The 26,133-nt window shown below is 60.9% G+C and carries 27 protein-coding genes; 8 read left to right on the top strand and 19 right to left on the bottom strand.

From position 1 onward, the window contains the following. The first annotated feature begins 290 nt into the window (after positions 1–290). Together F3H57_RS20945 and F3H57_RS20940 are read left to right on the top strand one after the other, a co-directional pair. Positions 291–893: a plasmid mobilization protein gene (locus tag F3H57_RS20945; RefSeq protein ID WP_149758706.1), complete on the top strand. Its 603-nt coding sequence runs from the start codon at positions 291–293 to the stop codon at positions 891–893. Continuing rightward, positions 890–2,764: a relaxase/mobilization nuclease domain-containing protein gene (locus F3H57_RS20940; RefSeq protein ID WP_149758704.1), complete on the top strand. Its 1,875-nt coding sequence runs from the start codon at positions 890–892 to the stop codon at positions 2,762–2,764. The genes F3H57_RS20945 and F3H57_RS20940 overlap by 4 nt, the downstream gene beginning before the upstream one ends. Before the next feature lie 68 nt (positions 2,765–2,832). On the opposite strand, the gene F3H57_RS20935 is transcribed toward F3H57_RS20940, so the two are convergent. From F3H57_RS20935 to F3H57_RS20870, 14 genes are read right to left on the bottom strand one after another with little or no spacing between them, the layout of a single operon-like run. Beyond that, the gene (locus F3H57_RS20935) at positions 2,833–4,926 is read right to left on the bottom strand and encodes a type IV secretory system conjugative DNA transfer family protein (protein WP_149758702.1); all 2,094 of its coding nucleotides are present in this window, start codon (positions 4,924–4,926) and stop codon (positions 2,833–2,835) included. Positions 4,927–4,940: 14 nt separating this feature from the next. Then, the gene (locus F3H57_RS20930) at positions 4,941–5,936 is read right to left on the bottom strand and encodes an ATPase, T2SS/T4P/T4SS family (RefSeq protein WP_188129787.1); all 996 of its coding nucleotides are present in this window, start codon (positions 5,934–5,936) and stop codon (positions 4,941–4,943) included. Further along, the gene (locus F3H57_RS20925; protein ID WP_149758700.1) at positions 5,936–7,468 is read right to left on the bottom strand and encodes a TrbI/VirB10 family protein; all 1,533 of its coding nucleotides are present in this window, start codon (positions 7,466–7,468) and stop codon (positions 5,936–5,938) included. Before F3H57_RS20925 ends, F3H57_RS20930 begins: the two co-directional genes overlap by 1 nt. Before the next feature lies 1 nt (position 7,469). Then, positions 7,470–8,204, bottom strand: a complete 735-nt coding sequence (locus F3H57_RS20920) for a TrbG/VirB9 family P-type conjugative transfer protein (protein WP_149758698.1) — start codon at positions 8,202–8,204, stop codon at positions 7,470–7,472. Position 8,205: 1 nt separating this feature from the next. Continuing rightward, positions 8,206–8,859 carry a virB8 family protein gene (locus F3H57_RS20915; RefSeq protein WP_149758696.1) on the bottom strand — a complete coding sequence of 218 codons (654 nt, stop codon included), beginning with the start codon at positions 8,857–8,859 and terminating at the stop codon, positions 8,206–8,208. Positions 8,860–8,881: 22 nt separating this feature from the next. Then, the gene (locus F3H57_RS20910) at positions 8,882–9,901 is read right to left on the bottom strand and encodes a type IV secretion system protein (protein WP_149758694.1); all 1,020 of its coding nucleotides are present in this window, start codon (positions 9,899–9,901) and stop codon (positions 8,882–8,884) included. Continuing rightward, positions 9,901–10,383 carry a hypothetical protein gene (locus F3H57_RS20905; protein ID WP_149758692.1) on the bottom strand — a complete coding sequence of 161 codons (483 nt, stop codon included), beginning with the start codon at positions 10,381–10,383 and terminating at the stop codon, positions 9,901–9,903. The genes F3H57_RS20910 and F3H57_RS20905 overlap by 1 nt, the downstream gene beginning before the upstream one ends. Positions 10,384–10,441: 58 nt before the next feature. Next, entirely contained in the window at positions 10,442–11,263 is an 822-nt protein-coding gene (locus F3H57_RS20900; RefSeq protein WP_149758690.1) for a type IV secretion system protein, read from the bottom strand. Then, a complete protein-coding gene (locus F3H57_RS22910; protein WP_316633890.1) occupies positions 11,256–12,410 on the bottom strand; it encodes a lytic transglycosylase domain-containing protein in 1,155 nt (384 codons plus the stop codon). The genes F3H57_RS20900 and F3H57_RS22910 overlap by 8 nt, the downstream gene beginning before the upstream one ends. Further along, positions 12,385–12,618, bottom strand: a complete 234-nt coding sequence (locus tag F3H57_RS20890; RefSeq protein WP_149758688.1) for a hypothetical protein — start codon at positions 12,616–12,618, stop codon at positions 12,385–12,387. The genes F3H57_RS22910 and F3H57_RS20890 overlap by 26 nt, the downstream gene beginning before the upstream one ends. Beyond that, the gene (locus F3H57_RS20885; RefSeq protein ID WP_188129786.1) at positions 12,615–14,930 is read right to left on the bottom strand and encodes a VirB4 family type IV secretion/conjugal transfer ATPase; all 2,316 of its coding nucleotides are present in this window, start codon (positions 14,928–14,930) and stop codon (positions 12,615–12,617) included. Before F3H57_RS20885 ends, F3H57_RS20890 begins: the two co-directional genes overlap by 4 nt. A 46-nt stretch (positions 14,931–14,976) precedes the next feature. Then, positions 14,977–15,252 (bottom strand): type IV secretion system protein VirB3, encoded by a 276-nt coding sequence (locus tag F3H57_RS20880; RefSeq protein WP_223163181.1) that lies wholly within the window; start codon positions 15,250–15,252, stop codon positions 14,977–14,979. A 57-nt stretch (positions 15,253–15,309) separates the two neighbouring features. Continuing rightward, positions 15,310–15,633, bottom strand: a complete 324-nt coding sequence (locus F3H57_RS20875; protein WP_149758682.1) for a TrbC/VirB2 family protein — start codon at positions 15,631–15,633, stop codon at positions 15,310–15,312. Beyond that, complete coding sequence (locus F3H57_RS20870) at positions 15,630–16,295, bottom strand: lytic transglycosylase domain-containing protein (RefSeq protein ID WP_149758680.1); 666 nt, start codon at positions 16,293–16,295, stop codon at positions 15,630–15,632. Before F3H57_RS20870 ends, F3H57_RS20875 begins: the two co-directional genes overlap by 4 nt. A 597-nt stretch (positions 16,296–16,892) precedes the next feature. Between F3H57_RS20870 and F3H57_RS20865 the strand changes: the two genes are divergently transcribed. The 5 genes from F3H57_RS20865 (at position 16,893) to F3H57_RS22385 (ending at position 20,772) form a co-directional block, all read left to right on the top strand. After that, positions 16,893–17,456 (top strand): recombinase family protein, encoded by a 564-nt coding sequence (locus F3H57_RS20865; RefSeq protein ID WP_149758678.1) that lies wholly within the window; start codon positions 16,893–16,895, stop codon positions 17,454–17,456. Positions 17,457–17,560: 104 nt separating this feature from the next. Beyond that, positions 17,561–17,722, top strand: a complete 162-nt coding sequence (locus F3H57_RS22390; protein WP_188129785.1) for a hypothetical protein — start codon at positions 17,561–17,563, stop codon at positions 17,720–17,722. A 95-nt stretch (positions 17,723–17,817) separates the two neighbouring features. Then, a complete protein-coding gene (locus F3H57_RS20860) occupies positions 17,818–18,576 on the top strand; it encodes a hypothetical protein (protein WP_149758676.1) in 759 nt (252 codons plus the stop codon). A gap of 320 nt (positions 18,577–18,896) precedes the next feature. Next, complete coding sequence (gene repC, locus F3H57_RS20855) at positions 18,897–20,129, top strand: replication initiation protein RepC (protein WP_149758673.1); 1,233 nt, start codon at positions 18,897–18,899, stop codon at positions 20,127–20,129. Between the two features lie 487 nt (positions 20,130–20,616). Then, on the top strand, positions 20,617–20,772 hold the full coding sequence (locus F3H57_RS22385; protein WP_188129784.1) for a hypothetical protein: 156 nt from the start codon (positions 20,617–20,619) through the stop codon (positions 20,770–20,772). A 91-nt stretch (positions 20,773–20,863) separates the two neighbouring features. Here the strand turns inward: F3H57_RS22385 and F3H57_RS20850 are convergent, their stop codons facing one another. The 5 genes from F3H57_RS20850 to F3H57_RS20835 all read right to left on the bottom strand — a co-directional run bounded on the left by F3H57_RS20850 (position 20,864) and on the right by F3H57_RS20835 (position 25,199). After that, positions 20,864–21,838, bottom strand: coding sequence for a cytochrome c oxidase assembly protein (locus tag F3H57_RS20850; protein ID WP_223163180.1), 975 nt, complete (start codon positions 21,836–21,838; stop codon positions 20,864–20,866). 337 nt (positions 21,839–22,175) lie between these two features. Next, on the bottom strand, positions 22,176–22,343 hold the full coding sequence (locus tag F3H57_RS22380; protein WP_188129783.1) for a hypothetical protein: 168 nt from the start codon (positions 22,341–22,343) through the stop codon (positions 22,176–22,178). Beyond that, positions 22,340–23,914, bottom strand: a complete 1,575-nt coding sequence (lnt, locus tag F3H57_RS20845; RefSeq protein WP_149758720.1) for an apolipoprotein N-acyltransferase — start codon at positions 23,912–23,914, stop codon at positions 22,340–22,342. Before lnt ends, F3H57_RS22380 begins: the two co-directional genes overlap by 4 nt. Positions 23,915–23,925: 11 nt before the next feature. Further along, a complete protein-coding gene (gene lspA / locus F3H57_RS20840; protein WP_149758669.1) occupies positions 23,926–24,411 on the bottom strand; it encodes a signal peptidase II in 486 nt (161 codons plus the stop codon). A gap of 5 nt (positions 24,412–24,416) precedes the next feature. Next, on the bottom strand, positions 24,417–25,199 hold the full coding sequence (locus tag F3H57_RS20835; protein ID WP_043843764.1) for a ZIP family metal transporter: 783 nt from the start codon (positions 25,197–25,199) through the stop codon (positions 24,417–24,419). A 230-nt stretch (positions 25,200–25,429) separates the two neighbouring features. Here F3H57_RS20835 and F3H57_RS20830 point away from each other — a divergent pair, with 230 nt between their 5' ends. Then, positions 25,430–26,101 carry a L,D-transpeptidase gene (locus F3H57_RS20830; RefSeq protein WP_043843762.1) on the top strand — a complete coding sequence of 224 codons (672 nt, stop codon included), beginning with the start codon at positions 25,430–25,432 and terminating at the stop codon, positions 26,099–26,101. Positions 26,102–26,133: the final 32 nt, after the last annotated feature.

The following is a 26,133-nucleotide window of genomic DNA, read 5'->3' as shown; positions in this document are numbered from 1 at the left end:
CGTGTGGCGACTAAAATGACGCTGCGCGCCCTTGTGGCGCGGAGCAGCCGTAATGACCCTCATGGCGTCTCTGCGGCGCTCTCGCGCCCCAATCCGCCATATAGGGGCAGTGTGGTCCGCTGACGGCCCCGGTCGCAGCTCTCGCGGTGCGAGATTGCGACCTCCTGGCCTGCGGACCACCGCGCCCTGTCTAAGTGCCCTCAAGAGGGCACCGGGCGCGAAACGGAGACCATGAAGGCTATCCGGTTTTCGCAAGCGAAATCCCCCCGAAGGGGCGAAAACCGGCCTTTATGGTCGGTTGGCTGGAACGGTATTGTGTAATACAAGTTTATAGCACATTCCTTAAACGCTTCGACATGCCCAAAAAGCCACGCCTCACCGCTAAGGAAATTGCCGAGATCCAACGCCTCGTTTCCGAGGGTTGGAAAGATGGCGAGATCGCCAAACGGCTTGGCCGATCCCGCCAAGCGGTGTCGCGCATTCGGCACCAGGCCGTGCCAAGGCACACCACGACAGATGGCGAAGTCATCCACGTTCGGGTCACGAAGGAGGAACACGAAGCGTTCCGCGCGCTCGTAGACGCCGAAGGTTTAACCCCGTCCGATGGCGTTCGGCGGCTGATGAGGCACGCTGTGGGAGCCCTCGATCTTCGCTCCGAAGAGATTGATGCTCTTGCTCAGACCCGCCGAGAGCTTGTCGCCGCCGGTCGCAATCTGAACCAGCTCACTCAACTCGCCAATTCCGGGCGGCTCAAATGGAACGCTCGGGATGCAAAGACCGTGCACAGGCTTGATGAGCGCGTGAGCGATACGGTCGAGGCGCTGACCACCTTTATCAACGTGGCTCGCCGCCGGACGCTGGCGAATGCGGCTTTTCCGGGGGATGACACGTGAGCGATCGGCCGCTTTCCGTCCAAGACGCACTGATCGGCTACCCGCTCGATGAGCTTGGTCGCCGCAGCCGCAGCGGCGATGACGGCACGCGTATTCGACAGGATAAGAGCATTCAGTCCCGCGCGATCCGCGCTTTCTCTGGAAACGCTCGCCGCTCGCCTCAGTCGGTCGTGAAGCGGATCAAGGCTGGCGGCTGCAACAACAAGAAGGAGCTGACGCGCCAGCTTCAGTATATCACTCGCGAGGATGCCGCTCACGCCACCTGGACGAACTTCGCAGGCGTAGATCGAGACCTACGAGGAAACACCATCGAGCGCGCCGCCGAAGACTGGTCCTCCGCGTGGCGTGGTGCCCCAAAGCGCGGCCATACCGACCACATCATCCTGAGCTTCCCAAAGGGCACGAACATCGAGCAGGCCGAGGCGGTCGCGCGCGAGTGGGGGCAGGCCATGTTCGCGAGTGGCGATTATGGCGACCAGTGGCGCTATGTGGCGGCGGTTCATAAAGACCCCGACCACATTCATGCACACTTCGTGGTCGATAAGGTTGGATGCGATTGGGGTGATTTCCTCAGCATCAGCATGAAGTCCGAGCTGAACTATGACGTGATGCGGGAGCGTCACGCTGAGATCGCTCGATCCCACGGCATCGACATGGTGGCGTCCAACCGGCTTTCGCGAGGCATCGTCGAACACGCGCCAAGAGAGACCGAATACCGCGCGGTCCATGCCGAAAAGGGCAGGGGGGATGACGCCTCGATTCCCCCAATGTCCGACAGCGAACGCGAGCGGCGCGAAAGCATCGTTCAGGGCTTTGCCCGCCAATACGCCAGCCTTGGTCAACTCGCGGCAATGTCCAGTTACGGCAACTCCTTCATGGAGAAGCTGTCCGAGGCGTTTTTCAGATCGTCAGACACCCTAGAGAAAGGAGGAAGCCTCATGGCTGAACCGGATACACTTGCCCCACCGGATAACTTCGACCCAGCCGTCGCAATGACGGAAGCCCACGACCAGATGGTCTCTGACGCGCGGCAGGCATGGGACAACATTCAAGCGATGGACGCCGGCCCCGAGCGGGCACAGATGGAAGCTGAGTTCTCCCGAACCAGCACCGAGCTTCTTGAGGCCACGCAAGCCGAACCATTCTTTCAGGACCACGCCGCGACGGCCGACGCTTCGAACGATATGTTCTCGAGCCTCGCACTCGCATCCGCGCAGCATGTGCGCTCCGACCTGGACCCCGAAGACCCACGCGCAAGCCAGATCGACAGTTACCTGGGCGATGTCCGCGACGCCCTGACGGCCGAGTTTGCCAAAGACCCGGACCTCATGGTTCAGATGAACACGACGCCGGAGGAAATGGCCGAGTATGCCGTCCAAGGTGAGCATTCGGTCGCTCAGGCCGAAGCGTGGCAGGATCGAGCCGAGGCTCTGGATGAGGCCGGTTCCGAGCGTCTGAGTGCGCTGATGGACGAGGGCCACCGGATCGTTGATGACACATGGGTTCCGCGTGATCTCGAAGAGCAAATGGCGCTCGATCAGATCATGACCGCTGATAAACACCACCAGCTATCCGACGTTCCGGCCATCGAAAGTCTTGTAGACCGCATGGAGGAAGAGCTGTCCGACGACGAGGTGCAGAAGGTCATCGACGGCGACAGTACGCCGCTACAGGATGAAATCAGCGACCCCGCTGTTCGTGCTGCCGTTGCTTCGGAAATGCGCAACGAAGCGGATCTATCGCCAGAGGCATCGGCCGAGCGGGAAACCGTCGAGGCATACAAAGATATGGCGCGGGAGCATCAGGCCGAAGTGTCCCATGACCATGCCGTCGAGCGCACAGCCGACCTTGAGGACGGCCACGAGCTGTAACGCGATGAAAGCCGCCCAACGAAAAAGGCCCCGGCGTCAGAGCGCCGGGGCCTTTTTCGTTGTGTACCTCACGAAGATCGACGGCGAGGCCCGCGACGACTGCTCTTCTGCATCGGCGCTGCATCCACCGCAACTTTTGTAGGCGCGGTTCTCGGAGGCCGTCGGTCCGAGCCCTTGCTGCGTGATGCCTGTCCAGCCTCAGTCGACTTTTCCGCAATGGCGTTCGACGCCTCATCCTCCTCGTGGAATCGGGAAAGATCAGTTTGAGCGGAGCGGGCAGGGCGACTGCGAGATTTTTTGGCGGCAGCTCCGTCTCCCGAGGAGCCGGCGTTCTTGGCACGTTCGGCCAGGTCCGCATAACGCGCGCCGAAGCGTTCGTACTGCTGCGTCTTCTTCTGCGCCTCCGTGACCTGCGCCAGCGTCGCGATCTTAGGCCCTTCGTCTTCCGGCAAAGGAGGGTAGGGCAGATCGTGCCCGGTTTTGGCTGCGTCGATTTTGCGGAAATGGTGATCTTCGTAATAGCGTATGTGATGCGCTTGGATGGGGTGCTGTCCTTCCGGGAGGATCAGCACCCGGTCGAGGGGGTAGCGAAGCAGTTTACTTGGCGAAATCAACGGCCGTTCTTCGCTACGGCGGCTGATATTCGCACTGTCGTCCAGCTCCCGGATGCGGCTCTGGCTCTCCGTCTTGGAAACGACCGTGTGCTTCCCGAGCATGTCCGAGAGAACGGTCGCAGTGCGGTCCTCTTGAGGCGTCATGAAGACCTTCACCCCAGCCCCGGCCATGAGCGCGCGGCGGCCAGCTTCGCCGTAGAGCGACGGCGCATCAAGCCCGGCAATCGACTGAGTGATGATGAAGAACCGTCCGCCGAAGGAGCGGATCGTTTTGATGCTGTTCTCGACCAACGGCTGACGGCCGAGCTGGTCAAATTCGTCCATCAGGAACATGACCGTGTAGGGTTCGTCCGATCCAGGTTCGGCACGTTGAAGCGATGCGATGGCCTCCGCGAACAAGAGCCGGACCAGCGGTGCCAGGGTCTTTAGGTGCTCCGCTTGCATCGTGACATAAAGCGATTGAGCCGAGCGGCGGAACGACGTGAGATCGAAGTCGCTAGCGGTCGTCGCACGTACAACGGATGGATCATCCCACAGCTCGAACCCCGCGCCGTTGATGACAGAGCGGTAGCTGTCAACGATTTTCTGGCTATACCCAGCCATCTCGGTGAAGGCCGAGGCGACGGTAGGAATGTCCGTCGTCTCGGCATACTGCCGATAGTTCTCTTCGGCATTTCCGCTTCCCCCGAACACTTCTTTCGCAAAGCCCAGGTTGGGATGACCTTGCTCAATGGCATACAGCGCCGAAGCGACGAACAGCCGCTTCCCGGCTTGGTAGAAGCCTTTGGCCTCGTTGCCTTCCACAACGAGAAACTGGTCGGCAAGCGTGTTCAATGCCGTGTATTGCTGCTCATGCGATGACATGGCGGCAATGCGAGCAAGCGGATTGAAACGGTGCGTTCGGGTTGTTGGTCCGTCCGACGTCTCGATGTAGTCGAACGGCGAGAAGTACCAGATCGCGTTGCCGAGCCCCTTTTGCCGGTGAACGGCGGTCTGCTCGAAGTTCTCGCCCTTCACGTCGAGAATGATCGCGCTGCCGTTGTGATGCAGCAGGTTCGGTATCACGAAGCCGACGCCTTTACCCCGGCCGGTCGGAGCGATCATCATCGCATGCGGAAAGCGGTCGGGTGTTGCCGAAACATACAACCCTTTCCGTCCTGGGCGAGTGGTCTTGCCGAAGACGAAGCCGTTCTCCGAGATCGGGGCGACCATGCGGTTCTTCCGCAGCTCGCGCCGGGTCTGGAAATGGGCGTCGTCATAGCTCGTTAGTCTGCCGCGATAGACACCTGCCACACCAACCGCGACCAGCGCGAAGGCGACGCTTCCGTTGATGAGGTAGATCACGTTCAGCGCATCGGGATTGCGGGCAAGAAGCGACCACGACCACCGAAGGAACCACGGCTCAAGCGGTCCAATGCTGTTCAAACTCTCTTGGAAAACGATCGCGCCATAAATCGTTGCAAGCATGGCCCCAATGTAACCGCCGGCCATGAGGCCGGCGATCACTGCCAAAGGGTAGCGCCATACAGTATCTAGGTTCTGTATCATGGACTAGCCCTCCCTCACTCGGATGCGCCCGGCAGAAAAATCTCTGCGATTCCGCGTTTCCCATCCGCGCGACCCAGCTGGATCACAGCGTCGATGCTGTTTGCGCAGTAGCGACGGACTTCCTCGAAATCCATGTTCAGGCCGGTCCCAAGAACCATCATCGCCAAGCGGTCAATCGCCTTCAGAGCCGTGTCCGCGTGGATCGTCGTAAAGCTCCCGCCGTGTCCGGTGTTGATTGCCTCTAAGAAAGTCGTGGCCTCACCGCCTCGCAGCTCGCCCACGATGATCCGATCCGGTCGCATCCGCAGGCTCGACTCCAAGAGCTTCGCCGGTGATTTTTCCGAACCCGGTATCCGCTCCGACTTCATCGAGACGGTGTTGGCATGGCTGGGGAACAGCTCGAACGCATCCTCGATGGTCACGATTCGCTCGCGCGGATCGACCATATCCAGCAGGGCGCGCGCGAAGGTAGTCTTCCCGGTCGATGTGCCGCCCGAGACGACCACGTTCAGCCTGTCCTCGATGCAGAGCTGCATCGCCTCGGACACCTTACCTTCTCCGGTCAGCTCACGAACGGCTTTGGCCCGTTCGCGCCGCCTCTGGTCGAGATCCACCAGTCCGTCATGAAGAAGGCCGATGTTTTCAATCGCCAGCTTCGATTGAGAGTAGCGGCGGAAGGTGATCGAGGGCTCCCCCTCGATCACCGGATGAGCAACAACCTGGGCGCGCAGAGGATCGCCAGCCAACTCGATCTTGCCGGAGACGATGGGCTTTTTCGCGCTCAGTGGAACGTCCACATCGCTCGCGATGGACTTGGCAAGGTCAGCCGCGTGGTTCGGCCGAAACCGCGGCGGTTCGACCTCTTCCATGTGACTGTCGCCTTGCCTCTCAACCCAGACTCGGCCATCCGGATTGATCGCGACTTCGACCATGTTCGGGTCGGCAAGGTACTCCTGCAACGGCGCAAGGTAGCTCGCCAGAAACGAGGCTTTGGGAGTAGGGCGGTTCATCAGAAGAACTCCAAGTCTCGGTCCACCATGACCGTGATCGAGCTGCCCTGTTCCACCGAGATTGTCGGGGGTAGGGTGGCATACTGAGCGGCGGCTGAAGTCGTGGCATCCGAAAGGTCGTTGCCAATATCGTTCGCGACTTGAGCCGACGCTTCATCATCAACCTGAGCGGCGGCAATGCTCGGACCTGCGCCGATCAGAGAGATGAGCGCCGCATTTCCAAACCGCGTCCCGAACCTCGTATCAACGTTTCCCGTGATGCCTGACCTCCCCATTTGGTCGCCACCGAACGCCGACAGCTCGACCGACTGACCGTCGGGCGTGACCAGCCGGTTCCACCCCACGAGGATGCGGCCCTGGCCGATCTGAACATCCGAGCTGTAGGACCCGAAGAGGCGCGAGCCGGACGGGATCAGAACCTGAGAATGATCGAAGGACCATACCGGGTAGTTGACCACCGCCGACACGTTGCCTGGCAGGCTTGAGTCCACGGCATTTTCCAGTGTGGCTTGTATCATGGTGCCTTGGAGGACCGTGTTTTCCGGATTGGCAATCTGTTGCGCTTGCTCGGTGCTGACGGGCCCGCCGCCACCGCCGTTGCTCACAAAGTCGCGCAAAATCCCGTCACGAGATTGCCCACGCGGATTCAACTGCGCCACGGCCTCGCTAGCACCGCTGGCAGCGCCGTCGCTACTGCCCGAGTTGCTTGCGCCACCGCCGGAGCCGTTGTCGAAGATCACCGCCTCGGAGTTGACGCGGGCCTCAAGCTCTTCCTGTCGCTGCCGCCGACGCTCAGCCAGCTCGGCTTCGCGCTGCTGCTGTCGCCGACGCTCAGCCTCAGCATCGCGAGCTTCTTGGGCAGCGTCTTCGGTGGCAGTCGTGATCTCCGTCTGGAGAGCTTCGTTTTCGCGACGCAACGCTTCCAAGCGTTGCTCCTGCTGGTTCATCCGGTTTTCGTTCTCCGCTTGCAGCGATTGGAGCTGATTGCTGAACTCGTCGCGCATCTGCGCCACCAATTCGGCATTCTGCTCCTGCGTCTCTTCGAGAGCTTGCGATAGCTCTGTGACGAGATCGTTGTCTTCGCTCCCCGCGCGGTCGGTCAGATCGGCCAGGTTGCCTTGGAGCTGTCGAACCTGCTGTTGCAGGTTCTCGTTGCGCTCTTCGAGCGCCGTGCGCTGGTCCTCTAGCTGATCCTGAATGGGGCCGAAGTCGAACCCTTCGTCTTCCTCCGGCTCCGAGGACCGAGGCATACCTATATCGCCAAAACCACCGCCGTTCGTCCCACTCTGGAACTCTCGCGCGTCCGACGTTTCTACCGAGCCGCCGGTCTCGTCTTGGGCGACCATGGCATACCCCATCATCGCAAGGATGCCGACGACCACGATCCCGAAGACGACCTTGATGCCCGTGGAGCTATTGCCACTCACGAACCGCCGAGAGTGTCCTTCGACAACATACTCTTTTTCCTCCGAACCGTTCTCGAGCCCGCTTTCATCGGCTTGGTTCCCATCAGCTTGATGCTTGTCGGCCATGTCAAAACTCCTTCTGAGCGAGGCTGCGGACGATGGTTTGTTGAGAGGTGCGCCCGCCCTGGGTTCGACGGATGCAAATCACTTCGTCTCCAATCCGGACGGTGAACTCGTCAGCCACCCCCGAGACGCGGACCACGTTGTTACGGGTCTGCGAATTGACCGTCATTTCGTAGCCGTTGCTGTCGATTGCGAAGATGCTCGGCCGGACCCCTTGCCGGAACTCGAAGTATGTGGCGGTGCCGTCGTTCCAGACCGCCAAGGGCCGCGCTTGACCGGCGCCCGAATACTCGTAGCCGGTATCGCGCACGCCGGAATCTCTCTGCACGGTCTTCGTGGGTTTGCTGTCATCGGGATACTGCACCGCCACACGATATGTCGGCGTCTGGCTACGCCCTTCCGTGAGCAGAAAGGCGATGACCCGGCGCGAGGTGTAGATCGTCATGTTGCTGTGTGCGCCGTCGATCACCGGTTTCACCGAAACCGTGTGACGGTTCGACAGGACCTCAACATCGAATGCCTCGGAGTCACCGAGCAACACTTGCTCGATGCGTTCTCCACGACCCAACTCGACCGCAGTATTGGTCCGAAGGTTCGTATCCACTCGGATCACGTCAGATGGATTATACCAAACCGAGCGAACACGGGCGTCTTGACCCATCGTCTGAGGCGCGCGCTCTGCAACAGCAGGCAGTGCGAGGAAGGAGGCGGATAGGATGATTGCGAAGGTGGTTTTCATGTCAGTCTCCCAGCGTCTCGGCGGACACGTTGAACGAGGTCACGGTGAAGCCGAGCGGGTTTTCCCAGACACGTTCGAGCGACCGTTCTTCACGGGGCTCGAACTCGAAGCCGATGACGGCGACGAACGGGCGGGTGACGGTATCCTGGCGTGGTAGTCGAAGGGTCTTCTCGTAGCGCACCTGCGCGACGTTCGGCTCAAGGAACGTGATCGTCTTAACTCTGACCGTCACTTCGGCGCCTTGACCGTAGACGCGCGGAGGATACCGCTCGTTATCGCTGTCGTCGTTCCAGACTCTCATTAAAGAGCGGCGCGCAGCGCCGGCGGACCGGCGTTGAACGCTTTCCAGCCGTTCCTGAATACCGGCCCTGATGAACGACTCCCGGTCGGACAGGTAGGAAACCAGAAGGCTTTCCTTGACCGCCTGCTCGTCATCAATGCCGGTCGGTTCGACCTGCATGACCCGCTCAGCCTCGCCGGTGTCCCGATCTACAAGAACCGTGAACACTTCCGTGGTCTTGAGCGGCATCATCATGGCGATGGATAGCGCCATCACGACTGAGAGCCCCGCGGCGACGCTCGCCACAATCCACGCCCTCTTTTCGCTACGACGCGGTGCCATGATGACATCCGTATCGAAGTGATCTTCTCTCAATGAACGCTCCTTCCTTTGCTACTCACTTGCCGCCTTTGCCGACGGATTTCTGAGCCAGCGACACGGCCATCTTCGCGGCCGAAAGAGAGCCCGCCCCAACAGCGTGTCCGGCCCGCCGACTTGTCGAGCTGGTGATCCGGTTCGGCGCGGCTTTTCCGGCCGCCCCTTCGAGCGCGCCACGACCGCCCGCAGCCGCGCCGTAGGCTCCACTTTTCGCTTGCTGGTATGTACCTGCCGCCGCCGCCCCGAGACCGATGGACGTGGCCGCGAGCGACTGTGCCAGTGTCGGAACCATGAACATCAACCCGGTCCCGAGCATCATCACGACCACGAAGCCAATAATGTCCCCGATGGTCTCCGCCGCGTCCGGATCGGGGGCGAGCATTTCGCTCGTCGCGATGGTGAACCCCGCCATTGCCGCCGTCAGGAGAGGCACAAAGGCAAAGCCCATCGCCATCTTCACCCATGCCTCGAAGACGGATGCCGATTGCTTGAACATCGTGCAGGCAATCGCCAGCGGCCCCAGGACTATGAGGACTGCGATCATCAGTTTCGCCGCGCAGATGACGATGATCGAGACCGTCGCCATTAGTGCCGCGATCACAAACATCACGAGGCTAGCCATAGCTCCGCTGATGTAGCCGCCGTTCTCGGAAACCGCCTGGCCGAGATCGAGAGCTTGACCGTAAAGCTCATCTAGGCCGCCGTAGAGATCGGTGACTGTAGCCCCGGTGGCGGCTTCAAGGACCGTTCCCCCGAGCTGGCTCGGCGTCTCCGCGAGTACACCATAAATCGCGTCGAAATTCGCGTAGGAGGACAGGAAGATCCAGACGAGCGCGATCCGGGTTATCAGGCTCAAGCCATTGCGGAGCGTCATCGGCACCGCCTGAATGGCGAGATTGATACCAGTCATCGCGACCAGCAGGACGGCTCCGACCCGGAACACGGGAATGACGGCTGCCGCAACATCGTTGTAGGCCGTTGAGCCGACCGACGACGCCGTGGCATCCACTGCCGTCAGCACATCCGCGATGATTGCCATCAGTATTCTTCCCGGCAACTGGTGTTGCGGAAGGTCCGATAGGCGTCTGCCACCGTGTTTTTCCGATCTTGGTTGTATTCCCGCAGCTTCGCCATGTGCGCTTCGGTCATGCGCTCCGGCGTGACCCCGAGAAACTGCACCGAGAACTCCTGAAAGGACCGCGCGGCCTGCGGACAGGTGCAATCCTGATCTTCCACCCGCTGTGCCTTGTTGAAGGTCTGATACGCCGTGCGCGCGGTCCCGTAGTTGAAACCGGGTTTCGCCAGGACGCCGACCTTCGGCGGCTCTCTTCGGCACAGAACTTCATCGCCCTCGAAGAAGAACATGCGGCGGCGCTGCATTTCCTTCATGATCGCCAGCAGCTCGCCGCCTTGTCCGGCCTCGACGGCGGATTTGGCTCTTTCGGTCAACTCTGCGGCTGTCGCGCTACCATATTCGTTCGCATGTGCGCCGCTGGCCGCCGCGACGATCGCCAGTACCATTATCACCCTAGAGAGCATGTGATCCTCCGTGTTCTGACTCAGCGGCGACACGCGCCGCTCACTCGACGCCCGAGTAGTCGAAGAAGCTGCGTTCCTTGGCCTGCTCGGCGGCCCAATTTACGCCCGACTGGCCCTGCGCGAGACCGGCCGCTGCATTCATCCGCCACATCTGGCCGAGCATGAAATTCGTCTCAGCCGCCATACGGGTGTTGAGATCGACGCTTGCCTTGAGCGTTTCCTGATTGGCGATCTCGTCGACCAGCCCGTTGACACGTTCGAGGCTGGACGCGGCCTCCTCGTAGGAGAGTTGTGCGGCAGCTACCGCCGTGGCGCTGGACCCGGCCGTTTGTGCAATCGTCTTCTCTTGGGGGTTTTCCGAAGAAGACAGCTCGGACAGGCGCTCGGACGTGAAACCCGCTGTTTCCAACGTGTCCTGCATCTGTTCTGCGGCGTGCTTGTCGCCCATCGTGACTTCACTATCGAGCAGGCTGTCTAGCAACGCATCGAAGTCACCCATCGCCAAGGCGTCGGAGAACCCGGAAAGGTCCGTGATCTTTGCAGCACGGTCGCGAAGATCCTCGGCATCATTGTAGAGCGTCGCAATGTCGTTCAGCCCGGAGAGTGAGTCTCCGATGAACTCCAAGTTGGTGATCTGCTCCATCTGGAGCTCGATCTGCTCCCGCAACCTGTTGATCTGCTCGATCTGATTTTCAGCATCTTGCAACGCCTGTTGAAGCTGTTCGACGTTCTTCGCGAGGTTTGACCCGTCGATAACAGGGACACCTTGAGCGGTTGCCCCTGTGGCGTTGAGCGACACCACGGCGACGGTCGCCATCATACCAAGGCGGCGGAGCATAGCTCCGGAGGTCCATTTAATCATCGCTGTAATCCCAGAAGTCAGTGTTTTGGAGGTCTTGAGCTGCGTCGTTCAGACCGCGAGCGGCTTCCACCTTCACGTGCGCCGCTCGCAGGCGAACGGTCAGAGCCATGAGGCGAGCGCGCTCCGCCATCATGTACGTGTTGTGATCGACGGCTTCTTTTTGAGTGGCCGGCTCGGCCTGTTGCAGAAGGCCGTAGACCCGCTCCATCGCTTGATCGATCTGACCGTTGACCCGGCCGCTGTAATCCATCGAAGCGTCGGCCCATTCGCCCCATTGGGCCGAGGCACCATCAACGCCTGCCAACGTTCCGGTCTGATCTTTCCCGGTGATGATGCTCAGATACTCATCGAAGTATCCCCTGATCCGCCGCACGTAGTTCTGAGTTTCCTCGAACGGCGGCACGCCCCCGTAGTCGTCCACGTTGCCGGGGCCCGCATTGTAGGCCGCAAGTGCATGGTCGATGCGCCCGTACTTGTTGAGCTGCGTCAGGATATACCGTGCGCCGCCGTCAAGGTTTTCCCAAGGATCGCGAGGATTTACGCCCAGGTCCGAGGCGGTCCCCGGCATGAGCTGGCAAAACCCCATAGCCCCGACATGCGAGACTGCCGCGTTGTTGAACCGGCTTTCCTGCTTAATAAGCGACTGAAATAGGATGCGCCATGTAAGCGGCGTGAGTCCTGCGGCTGAGACGCCTGCGTGGCCCTCATACTTCGCTGCCGTCTCGATAATCATACGCTCGACGCCGGCATCTTCTCCGAAGAGCCTTTGGGCCTCCGCGCTGTCATCCTCGGTGACAGGATACGTCTCGTCAGCCGAGGGAAGCCCTGTTGCGCCGCTCTCGAAGCCGGAAATGTCAGTCGAGCCTGTGGTCTGATCCAGGAACCGCTCGAAGGCTTCAAGCTGCTCTTGGTGAAGGTCGCGCTGCTCTTCCCGCTGTTCGAGCTTTTCCTGCTGGTTTTCGTAATCCCGCTCACCCTCTGCGATGCGCGAGATCGCGTTTGCGAGGTTCGACCCGTCGATTATCGGGACGCCCTGCGCTTGCACCGAACAGGTCATCACGGCCGCGACGCCTATCGCCCCGACGAGCCGCGAGGCCATCGGATGCCGAACCACGCGACCCTTAGAAAGAGGTGAATTGGCAATCATCACTGGCTCCCGCTGCGAAGCTCATCCGGTTGGGCGAGGAGCTGTTTCGGCTGACAACCCCGCCGCTTGCGGTGGTCTGGGAGGCGACGGCGTAGCTTCCGTCGGCACTCGACTTGCCAGCGCAAGGCGATTTACGACCTGTCGAAACCCCACCGGCGCAGCCAGCGACGGTCGCGGTCAGCACGATCATGCAGACGATCTTTTTCATGCGATTTCCTTCCAGAAGTTGGGGTTGTGCCGCCAATCGAACGGCGCGGCGTCCTCGCCCTTCGCGCCACCGCCGAGAACCGTCACCAGCTCCCGTCCAAGGCCCGACAGGTCGAAGTTTGCAAAAAGGCTGTCGCCAGCGGACCGCACGAGGGCGAGGCGCATGCCTCCCGTGCTTTGCGACACAAACTCCGCCTCCTGCTGGTTGAGCCGCAGGATGCGGTAATCCTCCGGATGGGCGGACGGATTTGGGAACAGGATTTGTGTCGAGACCATTTCCGAAATGATCGACCCAACGCTGGACTCCGCGAGGTGGCCCGGCGTCTGGGTCAGCATCATCACCACGCAGTTCTTTTTCCGCATGGTGACGAGCCATTCGTGGAGCCGCTTCACGAACATCTCGTCGTTCAGCATCTTCCACGCTTCATCAATGACCAGGATCGTCGGCCTGCGATCCTCGATCACACGCTCGATCCGCCGGAAGAGGTATGCCAGAAGGGCTGTTCGTTCGGTTCCAAGGTCGAGGATTTCGCTCATGTCGATCCCGACAACATCCTCGCCAACCTCGATGCCGTGCTCGGCCTCTTCATCGAAGAGCCACCCAAACCGTCCGCCCGAAGTCCACTCGCGCACTCTCGAGACGAGATCCCCGTCGTCATCGGTCTGGTTCACTGCCGACGCCAAAGCGGAGAAGCTACGCAGCTCCGGCTCGGCCGACACCACGCGGCGGATCGCGTCATTCAGTGCGACGGTCTGATAGGTCTCTAATGGGCGATTGTTCCTCGATAGTATGTCGGCCACCCAATCGGTGAGCCACGCCGCGCCGCGATTGTCCGTCTCGGTCAGAAACGGGTTGAACCCTGTCGGCTGACCGATCCGAACGGAGCTATATGTCCCCCCCATTGCCCGCACGGCCATTTCGAGGCCCAAATCTTTGTCGAACACCACGACGCGCGCGCCCACGCGGCGCGCTTGGGTCACAAGAAACGCTGTCCCAAGCGTTTTGCCCGAGCCTGGCCGTCCCACAAAAAGGGTGTGCCCGGATGTGGGTTCCGCAGTGCGCGATCCGGGCTCATGGAAGTTGAACCGGTACTGGCACGACGAGACGGTAGGCAGCACCGTGATATTCTCGCCCCATGGACTTCTTGTCTTATCACGCCCCGCGCTGGCCGCATGAAAGGCGGCAAACTCAGAGAAGTTCTGCGACGTGATGAGCGACGCCCGAATGCGGTAGTTCCAGTTTCCCGGTGCCTGACTGTAGAACATCGGTCGGCAGGCAAAGCTCTCGCGCGTCAGCGTTGCACCGGAGTCCTGCCCCGCACGCCAAACCTCGGAAGCAGCCTCTTCCAGCTCTTTTTCAGAGTCCGCCGTCACCATGATGGTAAGCTGGTGCTTACCCAGAACGCTCCTGCCGGACGCCACATCATCGCGAAGCTCGTAAAGACCCTCGCGCAGTGACTGAGCTGCGTCTTCGGTCGCCCCCATCTGCCGGGCGACTCGACCTATCTTTTCTTCTGCCTCGTTGTTCCGAACCGGCGTGAAGCTGTTCGTGATGACGATATCGTAGGGAAGTTCGAGTGCGTCGAGGACGTTCGCCATCGTCTTGCTCGGATAGGCTTTCACCCCGAACATGGCGCCGAACCGGCGCTTCATCCCGTTGTCGATGACGAAGCTCTTCCGCCGAAACAGGTATTGCGTGTTGGTCATGGATGCTGACAGGAATTGCCCCGGCATCGCGTGCATGGGCTGGTATTCCTGCCCCTGGATGGTCCCGAAATACCCCAGCCAATCACCGTCCGACACGCGGAGCCGCCGGAAGCCGACGCTGTGGTACATGGCTTGCAAAAGGCCCATCGCTTCACCGATGCGCTCTTTACGCTCCGCCAGGTCTTGCTCGAACGCCGACCTGACTGCCTTCCCAAGTCCTAGCTTTTGCGTCGCGCTCGGACGAATAGCGACGGTCAGGATCAGCACCCGCCGCTTCAAGTCCTTTTCTTCGATGGCCTCGCGCCAGCGCCGATCCACATTGGCCGCGAAACCGTCATCATCAAACTTCGCAAGTTCGATAGAGGCAGGGATAGTGACCTTGTTCACGTAGAAGCCGAACCGCTCACCGAGTTGCCCGACGAGGCGAGCAAAGCCGTTCGTCAGCGCCTCGATCTCCGAGGTTTCAGCCGTGAAGCTGTCGATGCCACCGATCACCGCTGAGGCAAGCAGATCGCCCTGCCGGGTCAGGATCAGATCGTCTTCGCGCGCGGAGAGGTAGGGCAGATGCCGCGCCACTGCTTCTTCACCGAACAGGCTGTCAGGCACCACGGACCGTAGGATGGGATTGTCCTGAAACAGAGCGGCAACGCGATTACGCGACATAGCGATTGCCCCCATTTATCTTGAAGTTTTTCGTGCGCGGAGTGGTCGAGAAAACACCTGCGACCACCTCGAACAGATGCGGGTTGCGGTCAGCTACGAGCCACAATGGCGGGTAGGCGATGATCCCGATTGCGAGAAACCGCGGATCATCAAGGCCGACAAACGGAATTACCGTCCCAAGGGCTAGTCCAATGAAATAGCCCACGGGCAGACCGAAAAACTTGGGAGGCCGAGTAAGACCGAGGAAAAGCGGTGTCTCTTGCATTGGCATGTCCCTTAAAGACAAAGCCCCCCGGTCCTCGGACCGAGGGGCCTTTCTGGATCAGGTTGCAGTTGCGAAGCCGTCGATGATCGTCGCCGCCGAGAACACCAGAACCACGCCGAAGAATATCGCGAGGAATAGCGGCCAATTCAGCCGCCCGGTGAACATCATGTAGCCAGCCGCGACGACAGCGAGGATCGCGATCAATCGACCGATCGGACCTGTGAGTGCGTCCACGACCGTTTGCAGCATGTTTTCGAGTGGATCGAGGTCTTGAGCCAGCGCCGGCTCAGCCATCACCGCGAAGACCGGGAGCAGATAGACCAGACCTTTCCAGTTGATGCTCCCCAGCCGTTTCGACAGCTCTGCTTGGAGGTATTTCATGTGCTTTCCTTACCGGTGGTTGCGAAGTAGACTTCGAGCACTTTGCGAACGTGCCCTTGAGTCTCCCGGTACGGTGGGATGCCCCGATACCGGGAGACGGCATCTGGACCGGCGTTATAGGCGGCCAGCGCCAACTTGACCGATCCAAATTTTTGAAGCTGTGTAAGGAGATACCGCGCGGACCCTTCTAGGTTTTCCCGAGGGTCATGCGGATCGACACCGAGAACTTTCGCAGTCCCAGGCATGAGCTGCCCCAACCCAATCGCACCGACATGCGATCTGGCGGACTGCCGAAAATTGCTCTCGATGGCGATATTGGCGCGGAACAGGGCAACCCACTCGACAGGGGAAATGCCTGCCCGCCGAAGACCGGGATGCCGCGCATACTCTTGGGCGACGGTCGAGATCAGACGCTCGACTTGAGGCGTCCCGTGCCGACCACCTAGCCCCGACCGCGACGGCGCAACCGAGGCCGGTGCGACCGCCGCTGGTTCCGCCTCTTGAGGCGTTTCCCGAGGTTTTCCGAAATCAAGAACCGAGGACGTAACCCGTCCCGAGTTATTCGACCCGCCAAGGTCAATTACTTCTGCATTGCTCGCGCTCGCATGAAAGACGAGGGCAGCAATTGAGAAGAGCGTACTAGTCTTTTTCAGTGTCCTCATAGACTTTCCATACCGCGCGCTCATCAGCGTGACGCGGAACGGAAATCGGGGAGATTCCTAGATCAGCAGCGAACGAATACAGGCCAGTAAGCGTTCGGACGATCTTCGGTTTTATATCCCTGCCATGCACCAGAAGAAGTCGATGTTGAGTGCCCTTAACGTCAGCCAGAACATAGAATTTCCAGCTACCGCGATACTGATTACTCAGCCTCTCAGGCTTTTCTATACATTCGACTTCAATCGTTCCTCCGGCTTCTAGGGCTTCCCGCAATCCCGCAAGCGTTATCACTGGTGAAACTTCTCTCATTTGCTTGCCTCGCCCCTAGAGCCTTCGATTTGTCGAAACGACGGGGGGCAGGCTTACACAACTTCGGGGTAGCGAGAAATATGCCTCGGTTCAATACATAACTTTCAAACACGTAAGATATTTCGCGCTCCTAGAGCGTATGGCCCGTGTATGATACATATGTTACGTGCAGTTCAAGGCCGCTTAAGCAAAAACCTCCGTTTGAGGGACGCGCCGAAAATTGTTGCAAAACCCGTCGCTACCAGCCCTTTTGGGACGAATCTCAAAACCCGTAAGAAGTGAGACTCCCTGTGACTACCTACGGCTATGCCCGCGTCTCGACGCGGGACCAGAACCTGCAAGGCCAGCGCGACGCCCTCACGCAAGCCGGATGCGATCTCATCTTCGAGGACGTGATTTCCGGTGCGAAGGACGAGCGGCCTCAGCTCGCGCGCTTGGACGCCCTGGCCGGGCAAGGCGACACTATCGTTGTTGTAAGGATCGACCGGCTCGGCCGCTCTGTCCCAGACCTTGTTCTACGGGTGGCAGGCTACCGAGAGCGCGGGGTTGGTTTTCGCTCCCTGCGCGAAGCCATCGACACCAGCACCGCCGAAGGCCGCTTTGCTCTGAATCTGTTCGCCACCTTGGCCGAGTTCGAGCGCGATCTTATCCGAGACCGCACCGCCTCCGGCCTAGCCGCAGCACGCGCTCAAGGCCGTATTGGAGGACGGCCGACCGTCCTGACGCCGGCGAAGCTCGCCCAAGCCGAGACAGCTATTGCAAATGGATACTCTACGACAGCCGCTGCGCGCCTTGTCGGAGTGTCCCGGTCCACTCTCTACAGGAGGCTCAACAAATCGCCCGCATCTTCTTAGCGTCTGCCGTCAGCGCCGTGGTTTCAGCCAGCCCAGGTCTCCCCCAAACGACGGCTCTCGACTGCGTGCCCCCTCCGGCATCAGACCCCAACCTTCCTGATGACGTGATCGAGGAATATCGAGACGAGCTGGGTATGGAGTTCTCGGACTATTTCACCGACGCACAACGCTACCTCCAATGTTTGCAAGCCGCCGAAGAAACCGTGCGCGATGAGATCGACAGCGCGCTGGAAGACTACGAGCGCCTACGCTCTGGGAATAACTAGGTCGTTCAAAAGTTATGTTTTGAGCATGATAGTGACTGGACGTTTCCGCTAATGATGTGATTAGTTGACCCCGAACGTCAGCGGGAGCTTGACCAATGCAACATCGTTTCAGCACTGCCGCAACCGTTGCAGCGAGCGTCACAGCAGGCCTCGCACTGACAGCGCCGCCGGCCCGCGCATATCAGATCGACTGCGCGATCCTTCTTTGCCTGTCTGGCGGCTGGCCCACATCAGCACCTTGCACGGCCGCTCGGGCAGAGTTCATCCGGCGCATCACGCCTTGGCCCATTGAACCCCCGCTCCAAATCTGGCGCTGTCCGATGGGCGTTGCCTTCCGTCCTGACGATACGAAGGCACCATCACAACGGCTCTATGAGATCGCCTTTGACGCGGATGCTGCCCCCCTTCAATCACGTCCAATGCGGGCACCCAGCCATGAGCCACTTCCGGCCATCCTGACCCGTGCTACCGAAGGGGACTTCGACGGCGACGCGCTCCTGCACCGGATCGCGGATGACTACACCTCCGACAACGGCATAGCTGACATCGACATCAGCGACCCGGCCTTCGACTTTGTGCGCTCCATCACGGTCTACAGTGTCGAACGCCTCCACCAGCGCGAAGCCGGTGGGGATGACGACGAATATTGCCTTCGCTACGAAGACGTTCGTATCGGACGCTACGGCTTGCAGGGCGATTTCTACTGGCAGAGTGGCGAGCCTTCGGACCTGCCCGACGCTTACGTCGGTGACGAACGCTGGGGCGATCACTGCCCGACCGTCAACAACCGTGCTGTCTTCGTGGAATGGTCCGACTACCAGGGCAACTTCGGCTATGAGCAGGTGAATTACTAATCGTTGTACCGCGCGCGTGGCGTGCCACCAGAATTGCGAGGTGCATCGAAACCCTGTATGTCTCAAACATAACAATGCGACCACAGAGTCGCGAGCAGAACGAGAGGAGCAGGCACACCCCCAGAAAAGCGAAACCCCGCGAAGGCGGCAACCTTCAACGGGGAGCTTTTAAGAACCTAGGGTCGGCAAACCCGAAGGACTGTGCTGTTACAGTTGGTTCTATCAGCTTCCCAACAGAGCAGGCAAGCAAAAAACGCACTCGTGCGAACGGGTGAAATACGCCTGCGGCCGCCTCGCCTTCACCATGCGAGGAAGAACCAATGCACGTTACCGACGCCCTGCCGGACACCCGGCAACGCGGGCTCAAACCTACCCTCCCCAAAGGCATGGAGCGTGACGGCTTCATCGCCCTCATCGACGCCGTAGCCCCAGTCTTAGGGGTTGGGAATGCCGCCCTCGCGACGTTCCGGGCAATGGTCAGCACAACACGCCCCTCGGCATTCAAGAGCGCCCAGGACGAGCCCTGCTGCTACAAAAGCCAGACTGAAATCGCCAAGGAGCTTCACAAAACTGCTGCCCGCATCCGCGAGCATGAGCGTGAGCTTCAACGCGCCGGGCTGATCGAGCTTCGTACCATGGCGAACGGCGCCCGCTCCGGATACGCTAATTGCGGTGTTTTCTTTTCCGTAGCAATTGCCCGCGTCGAAGAGTTCATCGCCATGCGTCACGAGATCGAGGCTCGCCGCCGAGAACATGGTCGGCTTCGTGGTCTGCGCAGCTCCCACCTACGTCATATCAAGAGCTGCTTGGCCGAGCTGATCGAGAGGTACGGGCAGTGCGCCGAGGTCACAGCGATTATGCAGTCTTTCGAAGACTGGCCCTCTCACGACCGACTGCACCGGATGCCGCTCGAAGATCTGGCGGACCATGAAGCTGACGCCGATGCTCTATGCGCTGCGGCCTTGGATCTTCTTCAATCAGGCCCAGAATCGAGCGCCGAACCGCATGAAAACGAGCGGTCCTATATACAAGATACAACCCAAGATTCTATTAACGTAGTCTGTAACGCGAGCGATAAGACGAGTGCGGACAAGTCCGCACACTCTACATCAAGTGACGATCCGCCTAACGGCGTCTCGTCCTGCAAAGAAAAAGATGATGAAGGCGTCGAGCGAGCGCACAACTCCGAAATCCTCTCCAAGATACCCCTACAGCATTTTCTACCTCTCGCCTCAGAAGATATGAGGATGCACCTGGACATACGCCGTCAGGGTCGATCGACGTTGCACCTGCACGACTTCACTGTTGCGGCACAGCATCGACTTCCTGAGCTTGGTATTAGTTCGTCCGCATGGACCGACGCCGTAGCAACAATGGGCGAAGAGACTGCCACTTGGTGCGTCCTCATCACTGACGCGAAATCAACCGGCCCAGCACCCGAAGTCAGCTCACCCGGCGGGTATCTGCGCGGGATGACGAAGAAGTACCGCGAAGGACACCTGAACATCGTCGGTAGCTTGATCGGCCTGTCCGAGCGAAGCGCGTGTCACTAGCAATCGCCCGAGGCTCAGAAGCAGATCGGCCGGAACCCTTACGGGCCCCGGCCTCACCTTCGCAGCCATCGGCATCCCTGCCTGTGCTGCTCTACGGAGCCTAGCGCACTCGAATAATCGGTCGCAATGTCGTCGCCAGCTTTTTTTCAAGGCGCACCGGTAGCCCGGAGAGGAACAGGATCGCTTCTCACCTTCGAGAAATATCTACCGTGTGGTGTTGGTCAACGTCCTAGCCGGACGTTAGCAAGGGCATCGAGCGTGGAGACACTAAATATCGGAACGCTCGATGCCCTTGCGGATCACAAAGAGCTGCCGTTCAGGCTTGGCGCAGCGAAGGTCGGTAGCGAGCCCGTTGCGGAAGTGCCAAGTTCTCGCTGTGTGCGTTGGCGGAAGCATGCATGCTGTGCTGCGGCATCTTTCCACGCCGCGCCACACTCACAAATGCGGTCGTTCGTGATTAGCGCAGTGAAGTCTTCGGATCGCCTTGATGTGTGGCGCGATCGCGGCCGATGTGGGCGTTTCGCTGCTGGTCGTCGCCAATGCCTTGCGGCTGCTACGCGCGACGTCGGAGGCCCCGACACCGAAAGATGGCAAAAGAGTGGGCGATCGAATGGCCGAGGGCGTGCTGGCGCATGGCCACTGACGTCGGCGAATGTGTAGCGGACGCGCCGGCATTCCATCATCCGGGGGGCAAGTGACGGTTGGCTCGCGAGGCGCGGCAAGCCTTCATGCCTTCACCCAAGTGACACCACGGTGATAGCCGTCACCATGACGACGACGAACATCGAAAGCGCCGCCACGGCCAGCGTACGGCCTAGGTCACGGTTGGGCCGCGTGACCTTGAGCCGAAGTTCTTGGGCAGTTTCGGGAAATTCGAGAGCGGCCGAGTTCGACTGCTGCATCAACGTATGACGCGCGTTCCAGCGGCGTTCCTCGGCCCGGTTCCAGCCGTTGAACACCAGAACGATGGCGGCGATCATGATCATCGAGGACGGCACCCAGATTGTGTAGCCCCCGATGGTCTCATCTGTCAGCGGTGTGAAGCCGGCGCCCGGGTCTGTCGCGCCGTAGAGCACGACTTCTTTCAGTGTCATCAGCGACCCCAGCAGGATATTCGAGACGATGACGACGATCCCGCAGAGCAGTCGCGCGCCACGTCGCATCCCCTCGGGGGGATCGCGCGGATCGAGCAGCAACGTGAAGAACCAGAGCCCCGCCGCGGCCATGCCGAGATGCGCCGTCAACTCGACGGACGGGACCCGCTGCGCAAGACCGAATACAACCGGCACTTGCCAGACGTAGAGGGTAGCGACGAGCAGAGCGGCTGCGCTCCATGGGCTTCGCAAGGCGCGCACGAGCGGTTGGCGCGACAGAGCGTCGATCTGCTGTCGCAAATTCCGCGGCACTCCCGCAGTCCAGACGCCCCATGGCTGCGCGACAACGATCAGCAGAGGCCCGAGAAGGCGCACAAGAAGGTGATTGATCTGATGGACGGAAAAGAGCGAGTGACCGAGTGGCGAAAGCGGCGCATTGAAGGCCAGCAGCAGGCACCCGAGACCGGCGAAGAAGAGCCCGGCTTGCCAGGGAGCAGTTTGCGGGCGAAGGCGCCTCGGCCGCGCGAGACCTCGCATGTAGAGCCCAGCCAGCGCGGCGATCACGAGAAGCGATGCCGGAGAAAGCTGCGCCCCGAGGGGATCGAAGGAGAGCATGTTCGTCATCTACGCATCACCGGAGCCTTGTCGTTCCTGCGCGACACCATCGGCGCACCGGCACGGCTCGAGTCACTGCGACGGAGCGCCTCGGACATAGGCCTGGATTTAGCCTTGCCGATTGGTGGCAGGCGGTCGAGCTTGGAACAGTGACCATCGACGCGCCATAGCTGACGGGCGGACCGCTGCGCGCGGCATTGGCATGTTATCGGGCTCGGTCTCAGGCATTGTCGAAAGTCGCCCTTTTTAGTCGATGGTGTGGCACCACGACGGGCCACGCCTTGCAAGGCAAGCCGTCCGCGACAAATGATGGCGGCATCGGTCAGGCGTCGCGCGCTCATGCCGCGATACGCTCGAGAAAGATAATTACGAAGAGCGACAGCAGCCCGAAGGCCACGGCGAAACCCGTGGCGTAGTGTGCGATGTCCAGCCGGTTTCCACCACGTTTCTTTGCCAGTCGGGCGCCCAATCCGGCACCACCGACGAATGCTGCGATCATGATCATTCTGACCTCCTTGAGATGAGACGGCGAAAATCGTTTCGGCGTGACGCACGCCGATCCAGTCCGAGCGCAAGCAGCCACACGGCGATGCCGAGAGGCGGAAGCACCCAGTCACCCGCGCGGGCGTAGAGCGTCGCAGGCAAAGCCGCAGGCAAGCTGGCATCGATGATCTCCGTCTTTTCCAGCCCGAGCGCCCGGATGATGCTCCCGTTCGCGTCGATCACCGCCGAGATGCCTGTATTCGCCGCGCGGATCACCGGCAGCCCTTCCTCGACGGCGCGCATCCGAGCCGACGCGAGGTGCTGCTCGGGGCCGATGGACGTCCCGAACCAGGCATCGTTGGTGGCGTTGAAGATCCAGTCCGGCCGGATCTCATCATCGACGACATGGCCGGGAAAGATGATTTCGTAGCAGATTGCAGCAGCCAAGACCGGCAAACCCGGGACCGCGAGTGTTCGCGGCCCGGGTCCGGGCGTGAAGTCACCAAGCCCCGCGGTCAGGCGGTCCATCGACAACCAGTCCCCGAACGGAACATATTCGCCAAAGGGCACGAGGTGATGTTTGGCGTAGCCTGTGAGGATTGTGGCAGACCCGTCGTAAGCCTGGATCGTGTTGAAGTAGCGCGGCTCCGCCCCCCGTGCGGTCCGGTCGGGGGCGCCGGTGAGCAGAACCCTTCCGCCTCGAAGAGCTTCTGCTATGCGGCGTTTCGCATCCTCGTTCTCGTCCAGAAAACCCGGATAGGCCGTCTCCGGCCATAGCAGGACGTCGACGGGGTCGCCTTGCGCGGAAAGCCGGAGGTATCGCGTAAGCGTGGCAGGGGCGCTCCCCGGCACCCACTTGGCTCTCTGCGGCACGTTGCCCTGCACGATGCGCAGCGAGATGCCGGTGGATTCCGGCATCGGCCGAGAAATGCGAGCCTGACCCGAGACCCAGAGGCCACCGACGACGAGCGCGAAGAACAGGAGCGTCAGCCAGCGGGATGCACCTCTCGCGAGGATCGCGTGTGCCGGAAGCACGCTGGCGAGGATAACGAGGAAGCTCAGACCATAGCTGCCAAGCCACGCGGCGGGTTGGCGGAGCGCATCGAAATCCGCCAGCGCATAGGCTGCAAGGTTCCACGGAAAGCCCGTCAAGACGTGCCCGCGTAGCCATTCCGCACCGGCCCAGCACGCCGCAAACAGGAATGCCGCGACCACACCGCCAACAAGCCGACGTCGACGTAGAAGCACGAAGAGGGTCATAGCTAGGGCTGGAAAGAGCGCAAGGAGCGCGCTGAGCCCGGCAACGGCGGGGATCGCGAGCGCGCCGAAACGCTCGGCTTCTATCTGGAAGCTTTCGGCGATCCACGACAGCCCGAAGCCGAAATAGCCCAGGCCGAAAAGCCATCCAATCGCACCGGCTACCAACGGGATGCGGTCCCGCACTAGCAAAAACAATGCGCCGTAGGCGGCGGGACCGAGTGCGAGGATCGAAAAGGGAGGTAGCGTCAAAACCGCTGCAGCACCCGCTATGAAAGCCCCGACGCCATGTAGCAGAACCGAATGACGGATGATGTGTTGTGAACCAATCCGCATGAGACGTTTGATCAAGTGGCCTCGTTCTGTCCCCGGAGGTGGAGACGGGGCCAGAACAGAAGCACCACCACGCCGAAGACGATCGCGGTATCGGCGAGGTTGAAGGCGGGCCAGTGCGACTCACCGATGTAGAAGTCGAGAAAGTCTGTCGCGCCGCCGAACCGCACCCTGTCTGCCACGTTGCCAATCGCGCCGCCGAGGATGAGCCCGTATCCCACGGCATCACTTGACCGTTCAGTCCGGAATGCGAGGACCGCAAGCCACGCGGCGATGACCAAGGCGAGCGCCACCAGTATGAAGGGGGACACGTCGCTGAGCATGCCGAAGCTGACACCGGAGTTGCGATGAAGGACGAGGTTGAAGCCGGGTAAGACGCCGAGACCGCCGGCAAGGGCTTCGGCATTGGCGCTGACCAGCGCCTTCGTTGCCTGATCGGTTACGAATGCTGCAACAGCGATGCAGCCTGCAACAGCTGAGGCAAAGGTGGGACGCTTCATTGCTCTCATCCCAGCCAGACGTCGAGGAACAGCATCAGGACCAGACCAACGGCCAAGCCAAGCGTCGCACGGTTCTGATGCCCGCTGCGATGCGTTTCGGGAATGATCTCGTGGCTGATGACGTAGAGCATCGCGCCCGCGGCGAAGGCGAGACCCCAAGGCAGGAGCGGTTGTGACAACGTGATGATTCCGGCGCCGAGAAGCCCGCCGATCGGCTCGACGAGACCAGTCAGGGCGGCGATGCCCCATGCACGGAACTTCGGGTAGCCCTCGCCGAGGAGCGACACGGCAACCGCCAGCCCCTCGGGTGCATTCTGCAGCCCGATACCGATAGCGAGCGGCAGGCCGCCGGAAAGCCCGTCCGCACCGAAACCCACGCCGACGGCAAGGCCTTCAGGGAAATTGTGGATCGTGATCGCGATGATGAAGAGCCAGACGCGCCTGAGCGACGCGGCTTCTGGTCCCTCTCTCCCCGTCCTGAAGTGCTCGTGCGGCAAGCGCTCGTTCATCAGCGCAACCGCCCCCATGCCGAGCAGGATCGAGATGCAGACGATTAGCGCCGGCATGGCACCATTCTCGAACATCGGCTCGGCCGCATCGAGCGCAGGAATGATCAGTGAGAAGAATGACGCCGCCAGCATCACACCAGCTGCGAAGCCGAGCGCCATGTCCCGCGTGGCACGCGACGGGACCCGGCCAAAGAGCACAGGGACCGCCCCGACCGCGGTCATCAGACCGGCGGCGAGGCTGCCAAGGAAGCCGAGCGCGATCGGAGACAACTCGATCATGGGCGCTCCTGATAAAACACTGAAATCGAATGAGGTGGCGAGGCGCGCATCCCGCGGCCCCGAAATCCCTGCACGACGGACCAGCTCGCGAAGCAATGTTCGGCTGTGACCTGTTGCGATGTCACACCCATGTGACCGAGCAAGACATTCGGTGATGTCTTGTCTATTCTTGCCAACGGCTTCCCAGGAAGCTCTGAAAAACCAAAGACTTCCGGGAGTGACCTTTCGCAATGCTCACAAGACGCCATTTTATCACCACGACCGCCGCGATGTTCTCCGCACCGATCGCCGGCCCCCTTCTTGCAAACACTTGGCCGACGGAGGAGCAGAAGGCCGCCTGGGACGCGCAAGTGACGCCGGCGAACTACGACCCGGCCACGACGAACCCTTGGGGTCTGCACCCGCGACTGCTGCCGCAGCGAGTCGAGGCGCGGCCCGGTCTCGTGCCTGGCGACATTCATGTCGATGCCACGGCACGCTATCTCTACCATATCGAGCCGGGCGGCACGGCGATGCGGTACGGTGTGGCCATCGGTGAGGGCGGGCTCTACGAGCCGGGCACCTACACGATCCGCAGAAAGGTGAGATGGCCGCACTGGACGCCGACGCAAAACATGATCCGTCGGGAGCCGGAAGCCTATGCGCAGTACGAGGACGGGATGGAGCCCGGCCCGAAGAATGCGCTCGGTTCGCGGGCGCTCTATCTCTATATCGGTGATCGCGACACCTACCTTCGGATCCACGGCACACCCTACCCACGCTCTATCGGCTCCCGCTCGAGCTCGGGATGCGTGCGCATGGTCATGCCCCATATCAACGACCTCTATGAGCAGGTCGAAACCGGCGTGACAGCCGTCCTCTATCCGGCTGAAAACGACGGTCCCGTGACGGCGCATAGTTGATCGCCTTGCGAGCCCACGCGAACGGCGGTTGG

The organism is Roseivivax sediminis (assembly GCF_900112685.1).
In the GTDB taxonomy this organism is placed as follows: Bacteria; Pseudomonadota; Alphaproteobacteria; order Rhodobacterales; family Rhodobacteraceae; genus Roseivivax; species Roseivivax sediminis.
This window is presented reverse-complemented; position numbering and strand designations above follow the sequence as displayed.